Source organism: Mesorhizobium sp. P160219 (assembly GCF_057786095.1).
Genome location: NZ_JBYNWG010000001.1, coordinates 2,348,903 through 2,366,164, shown reverse-complemented (window position 1 = coordinate 2,366,164; position 17,262 = coordinate 2,348,903). Strand labels below are relative to the sequence as shown.

The following is a 17,262-nucleotide window of genomic DNA, read 5'->3' as shown; positions in this document are numbered from 1 at the left end:
CTTTATTTGGCCGCGGATGCGGCATTGCGCACCTCGTCCATCACTTGCTCGGGCGTCATCGAGCCGCCCGCCAGCGCCTGCAGGCTGGACAGCCAGACGGCGGCGACGCGCGGTGGGTTGGCCGTATCCAGCCAGGGCATGAGGTATGAGGCGGCGTTGATATCCTTGAGGCCGTCGACCACAGCCGCGCTCATGTTCGATTCCGAGGCGCCGCCGATGGTGGCGCTCGGCTGGCCATAGGGTGGCGCAGACAGCACCTGCGCATTTTCCTTCGAGGTCACGAACTTCATGAAATCGATCGCCAGCGGGATGTTCTTCGATGCCGCATTGATCATGTAGCCCTCCGGCGCGCCCTCGATCGACTTTGCGTCACCCTTTGCGCCGGCGGGCACCGGCAGCCGGAAGAATCCGAAATCGGCGGGCTTTAACGCCGACTCCGGCGTGGCGGCCTGATCGAACTCGATGATTTCCTGGTAGTACATAGCGGACTGGGCGTTGGTGAAGGCCTGGAGAGCCGAAGCATAGGATGTGCCGTTGACGCCGGCGCCATCGGTGCAGCGCTCGACAAGCTGGCTGAACTGCTTGAGTGCTGCGACGTAGCCTGGATCGCTGTATTGGGCGGTGGCCGGATCGAAGTCGCGTTCCAGCGCTGCCTGCGGCACGTTGTAGGCGAGCAGCTGGCCTGCAAAGTGGATTGCGGGCCAGGCCTCCTTGTTGCCGAAGGAGATCGGTGTCACGCCGGATTTGCGGATGGCGTCGCAGCTGGTCAGCAATTCCTCGAAAGTGGCGGGTGCCTTGAGGCCGAGCTTGGCGAAGATCTGCTTGTTGTAACCCATGAACTTGGCATCCTGGTAAAGCGGAATGCCATAGAACTTGCCGTTGTATTCGAACGCCTTGACGGCGGCCGGAGACAGCGACTTGCCCCACTCGGTATCGGGACCAATGACGGGCGTGAGATCAACGGCGCGATTGCCGCGCACGAAATTGCCACCCCAGCTGCCTGTCCAGGAGAAATAGATATCGGGCAGCGAGTTGGAAGCGACCAGCGTCTTGGTCTTGCCCTTCACGCTGTCGTCGCTCTCCTGGATAAGTTCGACCTTCACATCCGGATGGAGCTTCTCATAGGCCTGTGCCAGGTTGACGAAATAGGGCGACAGCTGTTGCAGCCCGAACTTGGTCAGGACCGAAAGCGTGCCGGTGTATTCCACCTTGGCGTTTGGGTCGGCCGTGACAGCCGGCGAAGCGGCGGAACTGCCGCTTATCGACAACCCCAATGATGATACCGCGGCCACCGTGACCGCCACGACTTGCAGCGAACGTTTCATGGATAGCTCCTTCAGAGGTAAGAGGGGATCAATATTCCACGCGTTTGTAGTAGCGACGGGTGGTCAGCGGGTGGTTGCGCAGCACCTCGAGATGGGCGCTCAGCCGCTCGAGCAAGGTGGCGAGCAGAACCGGCGAGATCATGCCGCGGACCTTTGCGGAGATGCCCGGCAACTTGACCGAGGCCGCGTCCAGCGTGCGAACGCGGTCCGTGTAGCGCCTGGCGAAGTTCTCGACCCGGTCGGCCAGGGGCCGAAGGGCATCTTCGCCCTTGAACACGAAAACGCTGACGCCCGGCTCGACCAACTCGAGCGTACCGTGGAAGAAGTCGGCGGCGTGCACCGGGCGGGTGCGAATCCACTGCATCTCTTCGAGGATGCACATGCCGTAATAGTGTGCCTCCGGCCACACCGAGCCGGCGCCGGTGAAGATGTGATAGGTATCGTCCTTGATTGTATGGGCCAGTTCGGCCGCCCTATCCTCAAAGGCAGCCTTGGCGTCGGCAAGCAGATCCGGCAGCAGTTTGAGTTCGGCGACAGTGCCATCAAAATCATCATATTCGCCGCGCTCTTCCAGCAGGGCCAGGACGATCAGCAGCGTCTGCAGGTAGAAGGATTCCGACGAGGTGTCGTCTTCGGCGAAGTTCGTGAAATTGTGGTCAGCCTCCCGTGCGATTGGCGTATCCGAATGGCCGGTGAGCGAAATCGTGCGCACACCACGTTTTTTCAGAAAGGCCATGAGCTCGACGCCTTCCTTGGTCGTGCCCGACAAGGACGGGATGACCACCACGTCCTTGCTGTCGAGACCGGCGGGCGGATCGATCACGACCTGCGCCGGATAGGCACCGCTCACCGGGAAGGTAGAACAGCGCTGCGCCAACTCGATCGCGGGCAAGGTTAGAAGCTGCACGCCGCCGGTGCCCATGAAAAACAGCCGCTCGACGCCATCTGCCAGCAGTGTGCGCATGAGTGAGCGAACCTCACCTGCGACGGCGACGGCCCCGCTTTGGATCTTCACGAAGCGGTCCCTATCGAAGTTCAGCATGACGTTTTCCTTGTATTTCGCATGTGACAGGCCTCTAGCCCGCCTTAGGCGTCGGTGGGCCGTCTAGCTCGTTTTTCCGATGTGAGATCGATCTCACAAGCAATAATGGGCACGCAATTTCGCCAATGGCAAGTCCTTTAGACGAAATTCTCCGAAATCGAGGGGTTTGCTCTTTAGCGCACAGCGCGCCGGGCAACCGATCCGCGTACGATCAAGCGGGTCTGAAATCGGGTACGGCGCGGTGCAACCTTTTTGCCGGCAAGCCGCTCCAGCAGATATCTGGCGGCGAGCGGTCCGATCTCGGAGATGGGTTGCGCCACGACCGTTATCTGCGGATCGGTGAACGTGGCGAGGTTGAAGTCATCGAAGCCAACCACCGACACATCATGCGGAATCGAGAGCCCCATTGAACGCAGGCCAAGAAGCGCGCCTTGCGTCATGAGGCTGTCCACCGTGAACAGTGCGGTCGGGCGATTGCGCCGGCTGAACAGGCGGATCGTGGCTTCGATGGCGTGCTCGACGGTCGAGCGCGATACGCCGATGAGCGCTTCATCGATTGCGATCCCATGCGAGTGGAGCGAGTTTTGGTAGCCAGCCAAGCGTTCCTGTGCCGTAAAGATGCGTGACTCGTCGCGCAAAAGACCGATCCGGTGGTGACCGTTGCCAACCAGATAGTCCACTGCCTCGCGTGCCCCGCCCTCGTTGTCGACGACGACGCTGTCGCATTGCAGGTCCTTTACCACGCGGTCGATGAGCACGATCGGTGCGCCTTCGCGGGCCAGTTGCACGATATGGTGGCTGTCGGTTGCAGACGTTGGGGCAAGGATGAAGCCGCGAATGCTGAGCGAGCGAAGGCTCTCAAGCAGTTCTTTCTCCTGTTCTACATTCTCCTCGCTGCTGGCAATCAGAAGATTGTGGCGGTGCTTGCGCAGTTCCACCTCTATGTCGTGCGCGATTCGGGCGAAGAACGGATTCTGGATATCGCCGGGCACGAAGCCTATGATCGGCAATTGTCCGCTGCGCAGCGCCTGCGCGACGAGGTTGGCCCGATAGCCCAGCCTTTCGGCTGCCTCAACCACGCGGAGCGCCGTCTCGTCGCCAACGTAACCATAGCTGTTGAGCGCCCGGGCGGCCGTGGCGCGCGACACCTTAGCCGCTGCGGCAACGTCCTTTAGTGTGATTCCTTTCTGGGCCACAGGTAACCGTCCTTCTTGGATCTGAACATTGCGTCAGATCATCCTCGGCTCGTCTTGCCGGCATCGTTGTGCGGCATATCGGACGATTCTCAAACTGCGAACATAGCTTTCGCAACTCCTTGCCACCTAATCGAGATACGCGCGCTGTTTGGCTATCTGGAAATTTGATCCACGAATGCACCTACATGTTGTGCAGTCAGTTCATTGCCTTGCACTGCCAGCATACGGCAATGAGTTCACGCCATGGTCCAGGCGGCCTCCCTGGCATCGATCATAACACCGATGGAGACGACTAGCCTTGCCGCCAAACTCGTCCAGCGATTGGAGGCGAGCTTTCAAAAAGGTCGAGCCAGACGCTCAAGGCCCGCTGCACGGAGAGCCATAGGCTGGGAGACTCTGAGCAAATCGGGAATCTGAGTCGCTTGCTCTGAACCGTCGGCATCATGCTGCTAACCGGTTTTGATCCTCCGGGGCTCCGCATTGGCAATAGCGACGAAAATGCTGTCGAGCAGACCCTTGTCGCGGAAGGAACTTGCCAAGCAAGGGCACCTCGGCCAAGTACGCACAACGCCCGGAGACGAAGGCGCATCCGGCAGCACCCTTTTGGGGCCAGATAGAGACTCAGAAACCCAAAACTTTCATCTTCCCGCTATTGAAACGGAGGACTCGATCGTGACGCGTGCGCCCGACCATCGCCAACGGTGGGCTCCAAACTGATCGAAACTTCTCGTCGACCTTTGCAAGGTGATTGATCATCGGGGAGACCAAAGCCGAAACACTGGGGTTGGTGTCTCCAGTGACGCTGAACGAAGCTTCAGGGAAAATCCCAAATCTGCCGATTTCCCTGGCGCTGTCATTGCAACGATCGAGACAATCAGGGAGACCGGACCAGAGGCACGAGAGGCCGCGTCCTTCCGTGGGGTCGCTCCTCCAAACCGTTTGACGCAATTTAGAGATGTTGCCTTGACCCCGCACTAGCGTCTACTGCATCTCCCAGCGGGAGCGTCACGAATGGCGAGAAAGTCTGTCCGACGCAAGTCAACGATTTATGATATCGCGGTGGCGGCAAAGTCGTCCCCGACCGCCGTCAGTCTCGTCCTCAATGGCTCGTGGCAACAGCACCGGATCAAGGCGGAAACCGCAGCGACCATCCTCGATTGGGCTGAGCGGCTTGGCTATGCTGTCAACCTCAAGGCACGAGGATTGCGGCTTTCCCGATCCGGACTCGCTGGAATGATCTTGCCACATTACCGCAATCGCTTCTTCGCCGGATTGGCCGAAGCCTTTGAAGCGGAATCCCGCGTCCACCGCTTGTGCCCGATCGTCGTCAGCACCCATCGCAATCCTGATAACGAGTTGAGTGTGACGGAAACCCTGCTGGCTCAGCAGGTGGAATTTCTCTTCCTTGCGGGCGTTCGTGACCCCGATCCGCTGAATGATCTGTGCCGGGCAGCGGGCGTCCGGTGCATCAACATCGATCTGCCAGGCCGCCGGGCTCCCTCAGTTGTTTCTGACAACTACGGGGGCGCCAAGGCGCTCACAGAGATCATTGTTCAGAAATTGAAAGAACGAGGGGGCTCCACCGAAGATCTCTTCTTCTTTGGCGGGGTCAGCGATGATGACGCAACACGTAGCCGTTTGCTGGGTTTTCACGATGCGCTGGCAGCGCATGGGATTGTTACGGGCCCGGGCACGATTGACTGCTGCGGATACGCACCGACCAACGCTGCTCGGTCTCTCGCTGCACGATACGCTCAGCTTGGGCATCTGCCCTCAGGTATGTTCGTCAACGGCGTGACCGCTCTTGAAGGAACATTGCGGTTCACTTCGACACTAGCCTCAAGTGAGCTTGGACGGGTTGTTGTCGGAAGCTTCGACTGGGATCCATTCGCGGCGCATTTGCCCTTCGATGTGACCATGGTCCGACAGAATGTCGAGGTGATGATTGCTGAAGGATTTTCGCTTCTCGAGAATTATTCGATAGACCACTTTCCGCTGGTGACCGTACCGACCAGCTTTGGGCGAACCGGAGAGCATGACGGCGCCCAAGAAGATTGGGATTCGGCATCCAAATCGAGCATCGACCACTAGCAATTCTTTGTCACGAGACATCGTTGCAGAAGTTCAACTCCGTTCATCAGCACCTCGGATCTGGGTAGCACCGCCTCGACCCAAGGCTCGCGGGGGATCGCATGTCGTTTCTACGGGTGCAGCCTGAGTGCGAAAGGGCGGATCGTTTACATCAATCGAGAAATGTTTTTAGACGCTGGTGGCGTGACCGCCTTGCTAAATCTATTTAGCACCTTGACCGGCCGGCATTCAAAGTCTTTTATGGCGCGTTCTGGGAGGAATGCGGCGCCGAGTGCGTCAATGCCGTAGGGCCCAAAGGGGTGGGCCAAACAAAGCCGACATGGGCAATAGGCAACCCAAAAACTCGTCAATCAGGGAGGAACTAAATGTTAGCAAAAACTATACTCGCGGCGGCGTTCGGCGCAGCCCTTTCGGTCGCCACAATGGATGCTGCACTGGCGAAGGACATCAAGGTTGGAGTCGTCGTGAAGATCGGCGGTATTCCCTGGTTCAATGCGATGGAAACGGGAATAAAGGAAAAGTCGAAAGAGCTTGGCGACGACGGCTTCATGGTCGGGCCGACCAGCGCCGACCCGGCACTTCAGGTCCGCGCGATCGAAGACCTGATAGCTCAGGGCGTCAGCGTAATTGGGGTCGTGCCGAATGATGCAAACGTTCTCGAGCCAGTTCTAAAAAAGGCGCGCGAAACGGGCATCAAGGTTATAACTCATAAATCGCCGGACCAGGTGAACGCTGATTGGGACTTCGAAATGGTCTCGGCCGTTGGTTTCGGTGAGGCCCATGCTAAGCTATTTGCCGAGAAAATGGGCGGCAAAGGCAAGTACGTGGTGTACGTAGGTTCTCTTACTGTGCCCGCACACAATGCCTGGGCCGATGCTGCAATCGCCTACCTGAAGAAGAACTTTCCCGACATGCAGATGGTTGGCGACAGATATGGCGTCGCCGAGAGCGCCGATGACAGCCGAAAGACGGCTCTGGATGTGCTTGCCGCCAATCCTGACCTCGGCGGCTTCCTGACGTTCGGCAGTCAGGGACCGATCGGCGCCGGACGCGCGATCGAGGAGCAGAAGCTTGGTGACAAGGTGGTTCTTGTCGGTTCATTCTCGCCTAGCCAAGGCAGCGCAATGCTCAAATCCGGCATTATTGACGGCGGCTATATGTGGAATCCTCTGGAAGCGGGCAAAGTATTCGTAACGATGGCTGATTTTCTGGCGGGCGGCGGTGAAATCACCGACGGCATGACGATCGAAGGTCTGGGTGTCGTTCACCCTGACTTCAAAACCGGCACCATCATCGTGGACGCTGTGCAGCCTATCACGGTCGAAACGGTCGATGGTCTTGCAGCCCTAGGGCTTTAGATGGCGGACCATGGCTGGCGTGCCGGGGTGGCAAATCAATCCCGGCACGCCCCATCCTTGTCATTTCAGAAGGGCCCGCCGTGAACCTCGTCGCGTCTACGACGCAGGACCTCCCATCGGTTCTGTCGTTTAGCAACATAAGCGTCACATTTGGTGGCGTTAGAGCCCTCCAGGATGTCGCCTTCGAGGTTCTCCCGGGTGAAGTGCAATGCATCGCCGGTGAGAACGGCAGCGGCAAGAGCACCCTGATCAAGGTAATCACCGGCGTTTGTCAGCCGCTAGCCGGCGCAAACATGTCGATCGCCGGAAAGTCTGTCGACATCATGTCGCCGGCTGCGGCGCGCAGCGCCGGGGTGGAAGTCATCTGGCAGGACCTCGCACTGTTTCCTGAAATGACAGTCGCGGAAAATATCGGGATCAGAACTGTCCTCGGCAACATGCCTCGGCTCGTCGATCATTCGCGCATTCGCGAGGTGGCGCGAGGGCTGTTGGCGCGGCTTGGCGCCGACCTCGATGTCGACGCGCCTCTGCGTAGCTTTGCAATCGCCCAACGTCAGATCGTCGCCATCGCCCGGGCGCTCGCCGGCGATGCGAAGGTTATTTTCATGGACGAGCCCACATCGTCGCTTACTCAATCGGAAACAGACCGGTTGCTCGCGATCGTTCGAACACTCTCGAATGAAGGCATGGCCATCGTCTTCGTCAGCCATCGCCTTGCGGAAGTTCTGGAGATCTCAAGTCGCGTCACCGTTCTGCGCGACGGTAAGGTCGTTGGGGTGTTCCCGACCGCCGGAATGACCCAATCACGCCTCACCGAACTAATGACCGGCAAGACGTTCGACCAAACCGTGAGCACGAGAAACCTTAGTGGATCACCCGTCGTGTTGAAGATCGATCGATTGACCCGCGCAGGCGACTATGACGACGTTTCGCTGACAATACGGCGCGGTGAAACGCTTGGCCTGACCGGGCTACTCGGCGCCGGTCGCACAGAACTCGCGCTTTCTATTTTCGGCATGCTGCGCCCAGACCGCGGCAGCATCGCACTCAACGGGACGGTTCTTCATCTGAACTCCAACCGCGACGCAATCCGCGCGGGTATTGGATATCTCTCCGAAGACCGCTTGTCCCTTGGTCTCATACAAGCTCAGTCCATCGCCGACAACGCCGTTATCCCGGTGCTCGACAAGATCCTTGATCGAGGGCTGATCTCCTCGGAGAAGAAGGACGCGCTCGTCAATCATTGGATCGAGGAATTGGCGATAAAAGTCGGGCGGCAGACCGATGCGATTTCCACGCTCTCGGGCGGCAACCAGCAAAGGGTGGCCATCGCCAAATGGCTGGCGGTCGGCCTGAAACTGATCATTCTTGATTCGCCAACCGTGGGGGTGGACGTTGGCGCGCGGGCCGGCATCTTCGAGATTGTCGCCAAGCTCGCTGCCGAAGGCCTGGCGATTCTGCTGATATCCGATGAAGTGCCGGAGGTCTATTTCAACGCCGATCGTATCCTTCATATGGCTGCGGGCAAGATAGTCGCCGAATACGATCCGCACGCCATCCCGCTCGGCGACCTGGAAGCTGCCGTCTATGCGTAACCGCGGCAAGCTCTTCCGGGCTCATCCCACCGAGACATGGCTCGTTGTGGTTCTTCTCATCATGAGCGCAGGTCTCTCCGTTGCGAGCGACAAATTCTTTACCATTGCCAATCTCTTCAATCTGCTCAACACAAGCTCGACAAATCTGATCTTCGCGGTTGGGCTGCTGGTGGTGTTGATCGCTGGGGGCATCGACATCTCCTTCGCTGTGGCCGCGTCAGTGGTTCAATACGTTGTGGCGCTGGCTCTAGCCCAAATGGGAGGTGGTGATTGGTTCATCGGCCTCACCTTGGCGGCAATTGTCGGGATCGCCCTGGGTGCGGTGAACGCCGGCCTCATCTGCTATTTCCAGATCATTTCAATCGTTGTCACCATCGCCACCTTCAATATTTTTTTCGGCCTGCTGATGTTCTTCACGCACGGTGTATCGATCTACAATCTGCCTGCATGGTGGACGCATCGCACTGTGCTTTTCGAGTTCCAACAGGCGAATGGCAATTGGGCCGAGCTAACACTGCCGGTTGCGATCATGGCGGTCTGCGTCGCCGCCACCTGGGGGCTTATCCGGTATACCACCACGGGACGGCAGCTATACGCTTTTGGCGATAACCCGGAGGGCGCCCGTCGCCTCGGTATCAACATCGCGGCGATGCACTTCATTGCCTTCGGCTGGCTTGGTTTGATGGCCGGGATCGCGGGACTTGTGCAGGTGCACTATTCCCAGGAAATCGTGCCCAACGCATTGGTGGGGCGCGAGCTGGACGTGCTGGCAGCTGTTGTCCTTGGCGGTGCCAGGCTGGGTGGCGGGCGCGGCACCGTGCTCGGTTGCATCCTTGGCGTGTTTCTTGTGTCGGTGACGCAAAACGGGCTGAACCTCCTCGGCATCTCTCCCTATGCTTTCAAGATGATCGTCGGGGCGATCATCTTGATTGCCATCACGCTGTCCAACGCGCCGCTCGGGCATATCCTCGCGGGCTTGCGGCAGAGGATGGGTACATGACGCAGCGCGTGCTCGAAACTGGAGCGCTACGGCACGGATTCTTGCGCCGTCTTGCCGGCACGTTGGGCGCCGAGAATATCGGACTTTTGCTGGCATTGATTTTGGTGATTGCATTCTTCGGATCTCTCTCGCCGCGATTCCTGTCCAAAGCTACCTTTGAATCGGTGGCCTTCCAGTTGCCTGAACTTGGACTGCTTACGCTCGCGATGTTGATGCCGATCATCTCGGGCGGCATCAATCTCGCCGTGACGTTCACGGCCAATCTCTGTGGCCTCACGCTCGCCTGGGTTCTTCAGGCCAACGGAGGACCGGACGCAAGCATCTATGCCTTTCTACTCGGTTCCGTTCTTGCGGTCGGCGTTGGCACGGCAAGCGGCTTGGTCATGGGCCCGGTGATAGCCTATACCGGCGCGCACCCCATCCTCGTTTCGCTCTCGGTGATGATTTTCCTGCGCGGCCTTGGCGAGTTTCTGACCCGCGGCGCCGATATTTCGGGCTTTCCCGAATTCATCCAGCCCCTGGGCCACGGCAGCATCGTCGGCATTCCTGTCCCGCTGCTGATACTGCTCGGCGCAGTCATCGTCTGGCATGTTTTGATGACCCGAACCAGGCTTGGCTTTTCAAACTATATGGTCGGCTCCAACATCGAGGCGACGCGCTATTCCGGCATCTCGACGCGACGCGTGATCATTCTGATCTACGCGCTGTCTGGCGCCATGTGTGCGTTGGCCGGCATTATCATGATGGCACGATTCAATTCCGTCCGTGTCGGCCATGGCGAGTCCTATGTGCTGATTACGGTGCTTGCCTGCTTTTTGGGCGGGGTGAATCCGTTTGGCGGCTTCGGCAAGGTCGTTTCGGTCTTCCTAGCCCTCATCGTTTTGCAGTTGCTTTCTTCGGGACTGAATCTCTTGGGCGCCAGCCAGCACCTGGCCACAGCCATTTGGGGCATCATGCTGATCGGCGTCATGATCTTGCGGTGGGCTGCCGGGCAGCTCAATTTCATGAGGATAACACGATGAAGGGTTTTGGCGTTCATACGAGCATGTGGACGAGTGGTTGGTCCGTAGAGGGCGCCGAGCACACTGTAGCGGCGGTGAAAAAATACGATCTCGATTTCATTGAAATTTCGCTGGCCGATCCATTTTCTTGCGATGCCGATCACACCCGCAAGCTGCTGGCGGCAAATGGCATGCAGGCGGTGTGCTCGCTAGGGTTGCCCGAATATGCGTGGGCATCGCGCCACCCACAGGAGGCGATTGACTTTCTCAAGGTGGCTATCGACAAGACGGCCGACATCGGAGCCCAGGCGCTATGCGGCGTAATCTATGGCGGCATCGGCGAGCGTACTGGCGTGCCACCTACGCAGGACGAACTTGATAACATTGCAAAAGTGATGACGTCCGCCGCCGCGCAAGCCAAGTCTCGCGGCATCGAACTCGGTGTTGAAGCCGTGAACCGCTACGAGAACCACATCATCAACACCGCGGCTCAGGCGGTGGCACTAATCGAGAGAGTCGGCGCCGACAATATGTTCGTGCACCTTGATACCTATCACATGAACATAGAGGAGAAAGGTATGGGCAACGGTATTATCGTCGCCCGCGATTACCTCAAATATATCCACCTCTCCGAGTCTGATCGCGGCACCCCAGGCGAGGGCAATTGCAATTGGGATGAGACGTTCGCAACGCTGGCCGCGATCGGCTTCAAGGGCGGGCTCGCGATGGAGAGCTTCATCAACATGGATCCGCGTCTGGCGTTTGGCCTCAGCGTGTGGCGTCCGGTGGCCGAGAGTGAAGCGGTTGTAATGGGCAACGGTCTGCCGTTCTTGCGCAACAAGGCACGGCAGTACGGGCTGATCGCATAAGTTACATCGCCATGCGAGATCGAAACTCGGCACATCATGAGCCGACTGCATCGACATTGCGGCGACTGCCTTCGAAGCAGGAGCCGCTTGAGAGGCAATATTGCGGCGTTTTAGATCCCGGCCTTCGGCTGCCCCCCGGGCGCAAGCAGCCAACCGGTCGGCGATCGCAACTGCCGTAACAATCTATTTCACCGGCTCGGGCATCACAGCCTACCTTCGGCGGTTGCGAGCCGGCCCCGCATCAATTCGCGGCGCTTTCGAAACTCTGTGTATTCCTGGTCGGCCAGTACCCCGATCAGGATCACCGATCCACTCACGGCAAAGTTGAGTGAGGAGGGAATGCCTAGAAGATTGACAAGGTTCTGAAGCACCTGCAGCAAGATCGTTCCAAGCACCACACCAATGATTGAGCCTTCCCCGCCCCGCAACGAGAACCCTCCAAGGACGGCGGCGGCGATCGCGTAGAGCTCGTAGAAATTGCCGTGCGAGCTTGGCAGGATCGAGCGTGTGAGAAAGATGGATGACAGCGCCGTCAGCCCGGCGCAGATCACATAGGCGCAGATGATAACCCGGCCGGTACGGATTCCCGAAAACCGCGCGGCCTCTTCATTTTTGCCGACGGCGTAGAGGTATAGTCCGAAGGCGGTACGGTGCAGAACGACCAACATCACCGCCGCCAGGACAAGCAGGAAGACAAAAGAATGAGGAATGGGAATGGAGGTAGGCATTGTTGGTAAGAACCGAAACCAGATCGGTGCGACCGGTGGTGAGATATTCCAGATCCTCGAAGCGGGTTTCGTAGGGAAAGCCTGCCGTCGCATCTTGGTGTTGCCCTGCTGCTCGCCGGCATGAAGATCGCCCGCACCATCCTGCGTCAGCCGGCCCTGCAGGCGGTGATCGCCGAGGAGCTGTCGCTGGGCGGGGCCGCCGACCTTTCCGATCAGTCCATAACAGACCACATCCTCGAACACGCCAAAACGGTCTATCACCCCTGCGGCACCTGCCGGATGGGCAGCGATGACCAGGCGGTGGTCGACCCGCAATTGCGCGTGCGCGGCGTGCCGCGCCTACGCATCTGCGACGCCTCGATCATGCCGCGTCTCATCAGCGGCAAAACCAACGCGCCGGTGATCATGATCGCCGACCGCTGCGCCGATTTCATCCTCGGCAGCGCTTAGCGAAAAACGGGCAGCCGAGAGAAATCCAGGCTGTTTTGAGACGGTGTATCTGTCCAGCGCATGCAGCGACTTGTCGCGACCGAAACCGGACAGCTTGACTCCGCCGGGCGGCACGGTGATGTCGGCGCCGCCATACATTGCATAGGTCCTATCAAATCGAGACTGGGACAGCGATGCCAACGCGCTGCTGTTGGCCGCCAGAAAGCTGGTGCGGATACGCCTGGAGAAATTCAGGCGATGCAGGCAGCTTCACCAGACGCAGCAGTTCCAGCAGCATCCATGACGGCGCCGAAGTCGCGCCCGGCTTCCAGATCATCGCTGCGCCGGCCACACGCCCGGCCACTCGGTCTACCTCGCAAACTACGGCAAGGAACAGCGCATGATTTCGGCCGACACGATGTATGTGCCAGCGCTGCTGGCGCCGCATCCGGAGTGGCAAGGCAGCTACGACCAGGACGGGCCGATGGCGATCACCACGCGGCACAAGCTGATCGATCGCGTGATTGCCGACAACATCCGGATCTCGGGCGGGGGCTCTCAGAGAGGTTCCTGCTATTGCTGCTGCAGGCCGGTGATCATGGCAATGATCTCGTTCTTATCGGTCTTCGCGGTCTCGCGAATTCCAATCTGCTTGCCACGCCTGAGAACACAGATGCGGTCGGAGAGCTTGAAGACCTGGTCGAGGCTGTGGCTGATGATCAGGATGCCGACATTGCGCTGCTTCAGCGACTGGACGATAGCCTCCACCCGGGCGGTTTCGGCAACGCCCAGCGCCGCCGTCGGCTCATCCAGCAGGATCAGCTTGCTTGCCCAATGCGTGGCGCGCGCGATCGCAACGCCCTGGCGCTGGCCGCCGGAGAGATCGCGGATAGTGGCGTGGGCGGAGGGGATGCGCACGTCCAGTTCCTTCACCAGTTTCTCGGTCTCGTCGATCATGCGGCGGCGGTCGAGCAAACCGAGGCGGTTCAGCGGCTCGCGGCCGAGGAACATGTTCATGTAGACCGTCTGCTGGTCGGCCAGCGCCAGGTCCTGGTAGACGACCTCGATGCCGTGCGCGCGCCCCATGGTGGCATTCGACATCGTCACCGGTTTTCCTTCGATGACGATGGTGCCGGACGAGGGCGGGTGGACCCCCGAGACGATCTTGACCAGCGTCGACTTTCCGGCGCCGTTGTCGCCGACGAGTGCAACGATCTCGCCCGGGAAAACCTCGAGCGAAAAACTCTCGATCGCGGTGATGCCGCCGAAATTCTTGCGAATGTCGTGCAGCTGAAGGATGGGCGCGCTCACCGTCATGTGTTTCTCCTAGACTGGCCAGGCATAGGGTTCACCGAAGCCGTTCTCGATGGTTTCCACTTTCGGATTGTCCGTCGAAATGCCCGACACGCCGACAATATGGGCGCGGGTGACGAAGGCCTGGCCACGGAAGCCGAACACGGCGCTGTCGCCAGGCTTCGGCGCGTTCGCGCCGGCGGCATCGATCATGGCGTAATAGTCGATCGCCGAGGGCGGCGGCACCTCGACGCTGCGCAGTGCCGAGCCTGCCGTTGTCGGTTCAGCCGAGACGATCGCCTTGACGTCGTAGTCGGGGAAGATCGGATCGATGTAGAAGCCGCCGCCAAGGCAATAGGCCTTGCCGCCGGAGAGATGCGAGACCTCGGCGAGATAGAGCACCGCCGGCAGCTCCGGCAAATCTTCCATGACATGCAGCGCGGTGGTGCCATGTAGTCCATTGCCGGGCTCGCACTGCGTCGCGCCGGCCTCGGCGAGTGCCGCCAGCATAACGCTCGACGTGGTGCCCGGCGCGTTGATCTCAATGTCCTTGCGGCCTGCCTTAGCCAGCGCTTCCGCAGCTTTCGCGAGCGTCGCCAGATTGGGGGTCGGCAGCACTTTTCGCGAAGCATGGTCGAACAGCAGAGCAGGGAAAGTGGTGATGCCGGCGAAACGGCCGCCTTCGACGGCATCCAGCCGGTCGGCGACATCGATAATGTCGGCGGCATTGAAACCGCCTTCATGGCCGCGATAGAAGATATCGCCTTCGGCGGCGATGCGGGCCAGCAGATGCTGCACATAGCCGGCCGCCTTGGCGCCTGTTGCCGCTTCCCCAGCCTTGGTATCATTGAACACGGTCCAGTAGTCCGGCTTGAAGGTTTTCGCCGCAGCCGCCGCTTCGAATTTTGCGACCTGCTGGAGATGGCCGAGATGGCCAAGCTTCATGCCTGCCTTGTGGGTGGCGCGGGCGCAACCCATGTCGACGGCGACCGCGCGGTCAATGCCGCCGCGCATCACAGCCCGGCAGAACGACGAGGAGCGGCCGACCTGCTTGGTCATGGCGAAGATCTTCAGGCCGTTGCGGTTGGCCTCGCTCTTGAGAACCCGCGCATTGGCCTCAACCATGTCGAGATCGAGCACATAAGCATTGGCCGGCAGCTTACCTTGCTGGTGCAACCGGATAGCTGATTCGATGAAGGCGGGGTTGCGGCGGCGCAAAATGTCGAGAAACATGGATGGCTTCCTTCAGCGGTTCTTTTCGCGCAGCGACACGGCGACTGCGGTCAGGATGATGAGGCCACGCACGATCATCTGGTCGGAGACCGACAGGCCCATCAGGATCAGGCCGTTGTTGAGCATGCCCATCATCAACGAGCCGACCAGCGCGCCGACCACGGAGCCCTTGCCGCCATTGAGCAGCGTGCCGCCGACGATGACGGCGGCGATGACCGTCATCAAGTCGGTTTCGCCGAGAGTATATTTCGCCGCCTGCAGGCGACCGGCATAGAGCAAGCCGGCAAGACCGGCGAGCCCGCCGCTGATGGTCAGCACGGCGAGCCTGATCCTGGGCACGCTGATGCCCGATACGCTTGCGGCGCGGGCATTGTCGCCGGTCGCCAGCACATGCGCGCCGAAACGGGTCTCGCGGAACACCAGGTGGCCGATGGCCACGGCAATCACCGACCACCAGACGAGTGAGGGGACACCGAGCAGCGAGCCGGAACCGAAGAAGCCGGTGAACGCTTCGTTGGTCACCGAGATCGAGCGAAGGTCTGTCATCGAACGCGAAACGCCGGCGAACAGGCCGAGCGTCGCCAGCGTCACCAGGAAGGAGGGCAGCCTGACATACGCCACCAGCACGCCGTTGATGACGCCGATCAGCAGGCCGGCGCCGAGGCCGGCGACTATCCCTGCCGGCATGCCGTACGCGTTGATGGTGACGGCGGCTGCAAGGGCCGCCACCGCCACGATCGAGCCGATCGACAAATCGATTTCTCCGGCCGACATGACGAAGACCAGGCCGATGGCCATGATCGTCACCGGCGTCGTCTGCAACACGATGTTCGATAAGTTTCGGACGGTGAGGAAGCCGCTGTCCCTCAGCACAATGGCGAAGAACAGGAAGATCGCCAGGAAACCGAGGTAGACGACGTATTGCTGCAGGTTGGAGCGGCTGGCGAAGCTGCCACCGGCACTGGTGTTGGCACTGGACATTTATCCCTCCGGTGGTGAGCGCTTCGCCTCGAGCCTATTTCATCGCGTCCGCGATGGCCGCCGGTACGTCCCTGTTGAGGGACTTCTTCCAACCGTCCTTCACCGTGTCCTTGGTGACGGCGATGGAATCTACGGCATAGAATGGTTCGGCCTTTTTGCCGACCAGCGAACCTGCCGAGGCGCGCGCCAGCGTCACGCCGATGCTGTAGGCCTCGTCGGCGACGAGGGCCGCGATGTTGCCGCCCTTGACCATGTCGAGCGCGGCAGGCTCGTTGAGGTCGAGCGTGACAATCTTGGTGTGCGTGTTGCCGGCGCCGCGCAAGGCCGAAAGCACGCTCAGCGCCGGTTCGGCCCAGGTGACATAGATGCCGTCCAGGTCCGGATGCTGGGTGATCATCGCCTGGGCGATGTCTTCGCTGCGCGCCGGGTCGGCCATGCCGGCGTCGTCCTCGATCTTCATATCGGGATAGTCCTGCTCGATGGTCTTCTTGAAGGCCTGGTCGCGCTGGTTGGTGACGTAGAAGTCGGCATCGTGGAAGATGTAGCCGACCTTGCCTTTCTTGCCGAGCGCCTCGGCCATGGCGATGCCGGCCTTGTTGCCCATCTGAAAGAGATCGTCGGAGACGATGGTGACATAGTCCCTGCCCTGCTTGTAGCCGGCCGGGGAATTGTCGACGAAGCCGAGCTTGACGCCGGCCTGGCGTGCCGGATCGTAGACCGAAGCTGCAGTCGCCGGATCGACGGGAAGCGACAGGATGATCGACGGCTTTTTGGCCATCACCGTCTCGATATCGGCCTTCTGTCGCGCGGCGTCGAAACCGGCATCGGTCTGCGCCACCACCTCGATGCCGAGGCGCTTGAATTCGTCATGGGCGCCGGCGTTGACGGCGTTGGTGTATTCGCTCATCTCGTGCCAGACGAGGGCGGCGGTGAACTTGCCGTCCTTGATCTGCTGCTCTTCGGCTGGCGTCAGCGTAAGACTGCTCGCCGGCACCGGCTTTTCACCATTCGGTCCTGTGGTGACGCCTTCAGCGGCGAAGGCGTGCATGGCTAGCAGGCTCGCCACTGTCGTTATGATTAAAGATGCTTTGCGCATGTCCCGGGTTCCCTTTTTGTTGTGT

Annotated in this window: 16 protein-coding genes and 1 pseudogene; 8 read left to right on the top strand and 9 right to left on the bottom strand. The window is 60.0% G+C overall.

Features of this window, described 5'->3' with window-relative positions:
* Positions 1 to 2: 2 nt before the first annotated feature.
* The 3 genes from AC3EMP_RS11380 to AC3EMP_RS11370 form a co-directional block, all read right to left on the bottom strand.
* The gene (locus AC3EMP_RS11380) at positions 3 to 1,325 is read right to left on the bottom strand and encodes an ABC transporter substrate-binding protein (protein ID WP_352712825.1); all 1,323 of its coding nucleotides are present in this window, start codon (positions 1,323 to 1,325) and stop codon (positions 3 to 5) included.
* 28 nt (positions 1,326 to 1,353) lie between these two features.
* Positions 1,354 to 2,367, bottom strand: coding sequence for an SIS domain-containing protein (locus AC3EMP_RS11375; protein ID WP_023753932.1), 1,014 nt, complete (start codon positions 2,365 to 2,367; stop codon positions 1,354 to 1,356).
* 173 nt (positions 2,368 to 2,540) lie between these two features.
* The gene (locus tag AC3EMP_RS11370) at positions 2,541 to 3,563 is read right to left on the bottom strand and encodes a LacI family DNA-binding transcriptional regulator (protein ID WP_023753931.1); all 1,023 of its coding nucleotides are present in this window, start codon (positions 3,561 to 3,563) and stop codon (positions 2,541 to 2,543) included.
* Between the two features lie 1,011 nt (positions 3,564 to 4,574).
* Here AC3EMP_RS11370 and AC3EMP_RS11365 point away from each other — a divergent pair.
* From AC3EMP_RS11365 to AC3EMP_RS11340, 6 genes are all read left to right on the top strand, one after another.
* The gene (locus tag AC3EMP_RS11365) at positions 4,575 to 5,654 is read left to right on the top strand and encodes a substrate-binding domain-containing protein (RefSeq protein WP_023692318.1); all 1,080 of its coding nucleotides are present in this window, start codon (positions 4,575 to 4,577) and stop codon (positions 5,652 to 5,654) included.
* A gap of 365 nt (positions 5,655 to 6,019) precedes the next feature.
* Positions 6,020 to 7,012, top strand: coding sequence for a substrate-binding domain-containing protein (locus AC3EMP_RS11360; RefSeq protein ID WP_488494617.1), 993 nt, complete (start codon positions 6,020 to 6,022; stop codon positions 7,010 to 7,012).
* Positions 7,013 to 7,092: 80 nt separating this feature from the next.
* Positions 7,093 to 8,607 carry a sugar ABC transporter ATP-binding protein gene (locus tag AC3EMP_RS11355; protein ID WP_023704356.1) on the top strand — a complete coding sequence of 505 codons (1,515 nt, stop codon included), beginning with the start codon at positions 7,093 to 7,095 and terminating at the stop codon, positions 8,605 to 8,607.
* Entirely contained in the window at positions 8,600 to 9,607 is a 1,008-nt protein-coding gene (locus AC3EMP_RS11350) for an ABC transporter permease (RefSeq protein ID WP_352712827.1), read from the top strand. The genes AC3EMP_RS11355 and AC3EMP_RS11350 overlap by 8 nt, the downstream gene beginning before the upstream one ends.
* Positions 9,604 to 10,629, top strand: coding sequence for an ABC transporter permease (locus AC3EMP_RS11345; protein ID WP_023667740.1), 1,026 nt, complete (start codon positions 9,604 to 9,606; stop codon positions 10,627 to 10,629). Before AC3EMP_RS11350 ends, AC3EMP_RS11345 begins: the two co-directional genes overlap by 4 nt.
* Entirely contained in the window at positions 10,626 to 11,477 is an 852-nt protein-coding gene (locus tag AC3EMP_RS11340; RefSeq protein WP_023704358.1) for a sugar phosphate isomerase/epimerase family protein, read from the top strand. Before AC3EMP_RS11345 ends, AC3EMP_RS11340 begins: the two co-directional genes overlap by 4 nt.
* A 203-nt stretch (positions 11,478 to 11,680) precedes the next feature.
* Here AC3EMP_RS11340 and AC3EMP_RS11335 read toward each other — a convergent pair whose 3' ends face one another.
* On the bottom strand, positions 11,681 to 12,205 hold the full coding sequence (locus AC3EMP_RS11335) for an ABC transporter permease (protein ID WP_050588079.1): 525 nt from the start codon (positions 12,203 to 12,205) through the stop codon (positions 11,681 to 11,683).
* A gap of 120 nt (positions 12,206 to 12,325) precedes the next feature.
* Here AC3EMP_RS11335 and AC3EMP_RS11330 point away from each other — a divergent pair, with 120 nt between their 5' ends.
* A complete protein-coding gene (locus tag AC3EMP_RS11330) occupies positions 12,326 to 12,655 on the top strand; it encodes a GMC oxidoreductase (protein WP_023740511.1) in 330 nt (109 codons plus the stop codon).
* 151 nt (positions 12,656 to 12,806) lie between these two features.
* On the opposite strand, the gene AC3EMP_RS11325 is transcribed toward AC3EMP_RS11330, so the two are convergent.
* A complete protein-coding gene (locus AC3EMP_RS11325) occupies positions 12,807 to 12,971 on the bottom strand; it encodes a hypothetical protein (protein WP_155922419.1) in 165 nt (54 codons plus the stop codon).
* Here AC3EMP_RS11325 and AC3EMP_RS11320 point away from each other — a divergent pair.
* Positions 12,931 to 13,184 (top strand): annotated as a pseudogene (locus AC3EMP_RS11320) (MBL fold metallo-hydrolase); the annotation flags it as partial. The gene AC3EMP_RS11325 and the pseudogene AC3EMP_RS11320 sit on opposite strands and share 41 nt — an antisense overlap.
* Before the next feature lie 23 nt (positions 13,185 to 13,207).
* On the opposite strand, the gene AC3EMP_RS11315 reads toward AC3EMP_RS11320, so the two are convergent.
* From AC3EMP_RS11315 to AC3EMP_RS11300, 4 genes are read right to left on the bottom strand one after another with little or no spacing between them, the layout of a single operon-like run.
* Positions 13,208 to 13,951 (bottom strand): ATP-binding cassette domain-containing protein, encoded by a 744-nt coding sequence (locus tag AC3EMP_RS11315; protein WP_023686849.1) that lies wholly within the window; start codon positions 13,949 to 13,951, stop codon positions 13,208 to 13,210.
* Between the two features lie 9 nt (positions 13,952 to 13,960).
* Positions 13,961 to 15,160, bottom strand: a complete 1,200-nt coding sequence (locus AC3EMP_RS11310) for an alanine racemase (protein ID WP_352712829.1) — start codon at positions 15,158 to 15,160, stop codon at positions 13,961 to 13,963.
* A gap of 12 nt (positions 15,161 to 15,172) precedes the next feature.
* The gene (locus AC3EMP_RS11305; protein WP_023825893.1) at positions 15,173 to 16,141 is read right to left on the bottom strand and encodes an ABC transporter permease; all 969 of its coding nucleotides are present in this window, start codon (positions 16,139 to 16,141) and stop codon (positions 15,173 to 15,175) included.
* A gap of 34 nt (positions 16,142 to 16,175) precedes the next feature.
* The gene (locus AC3EMP_RS11300) at positions 16,176 to 17,237 is read right to left on the bottom strand and encodes a substrate-binding domain-containing protein (RefSeq protein ID WP_023825892.1); all 1,062 of its coding nucleotides are present in this window, start codon (positions 17,235 to 17,237) and stop codon (positions 16,176 to 16,178) included.
* Positions 17,238 to 17,262 lie beyond the last annotated feature (25 nt).

What these genes read in the sequence shown, in the direction of transcription:
- AC3EMP_RS11380 (WP_352712825.1), bottom strand. Translation starts at nt 1,325, where the DNA reads ATGAAACGTTCGCTGCAAGTCGTGGCGGTCACGGTGGCCGCGGTATCA.
- AC3EMP_RS11375 (WP_023753932.1), bottom strand. Translation starts at nt 2,367, where the DNA reads ATGCTGAACTTCGATAGGGACCGCTTCGTGAAGATCCAAAGCGGGGCC.
- AC3EMP_RS11365 (WP_023692318.1), top strand. Translation starts at nt 4,575, where the DNA reads ATGGCGAGAAAGTCTGTCCGACGCAAGTCAACGATTTATGATATCGCG.
- AC3EMP_RS11360 (WP_488494617.1), top strand. Translation starts at nt 6,020, where the DNA reads ATGTTAGCAAAAACTATACTCGCGGCGGCGTTCGGCGCAGCCCTTTCG.
- AC3EMP_RS11350 (WP_352712827.1), top strand. Translation starts at nt 8,600, where the DNA reads ATGCGTAACCGCGGCAAGCTCTTCCGGGCTCATCCCACCGAGACATGG.
- AC3EMP_RS11345 (WP_023667740.1), top strand. Translation starts at nt 9,604, where the DNA reads ATGACGCAGCGCGTGCTCGAAACTGGAGCGCTACGGCACGGATTCTTG.
- AC3EMP_RS11340 (WP_023704358.1), top strand. Translation starts at nt 10,626, where the DNA reads ATGAAGGGTTTTGGCGTTCATACGAGCATGTGGACGAGTGGTTGGTCC.
- AC3EMP_RS11335 (WP_050588079.1), bottom strand. Translation starts at nt 12,205, where the DNA reads ATGCCTACCTCCATTCCCATTCCTCATTCTTTTGTCTTCCTGCTTGTC.
- AC3EMP_RS11330 (WP_023740511.1), top strand. Translation starts at nt 12,326, where the DNA reads ATGAAGATCGCCCGCACCATCCTGCGTCAGCCGGCCCTGCAGGCGGTG.
- AC3EMP_RS11325 (WP_155922419.1), bottom strand. Translation starts at nt 12,971, where the DNA reads ATGATCTGGAAGCCGGGCGCGACTTCGGCGCCGTCATGGATGCTGCTG.
- AC3EMP_RS11315 (WP_023686849.1), bottom strand. Translation starts at nt 13,951, where the DNA reads ATGACGGTGAGCGCGCCCATCCTTCAGCTGCACGACATTCGCAAGAAT.
- AC3EMP_RS11310 (WP_352712829.1), bottom strand. Translation starts at nt 15,160, where the DNA reads ATGTTTCTCGACATTTTGCGCCGCCGCAACCCCGCCTTCATCGAATCA.
- AC3EMP_RS11305 (WP_023825893.1), bottom strand. Translation starts at nt 16,141, where the DNA reads ATGTCCAGTGCCAACACCAGTGCCGGTGGCAGCTTCGCCAGCCGCTCC.
- AC3EMP_RS11300 (WP_023825892.1), bottom strand. Translation starts at nt 17,237, where the DNA reads ATGCGCAAAGCATCTTTAATCATAACGACAGTGGCGAGCCTGCTAGCC.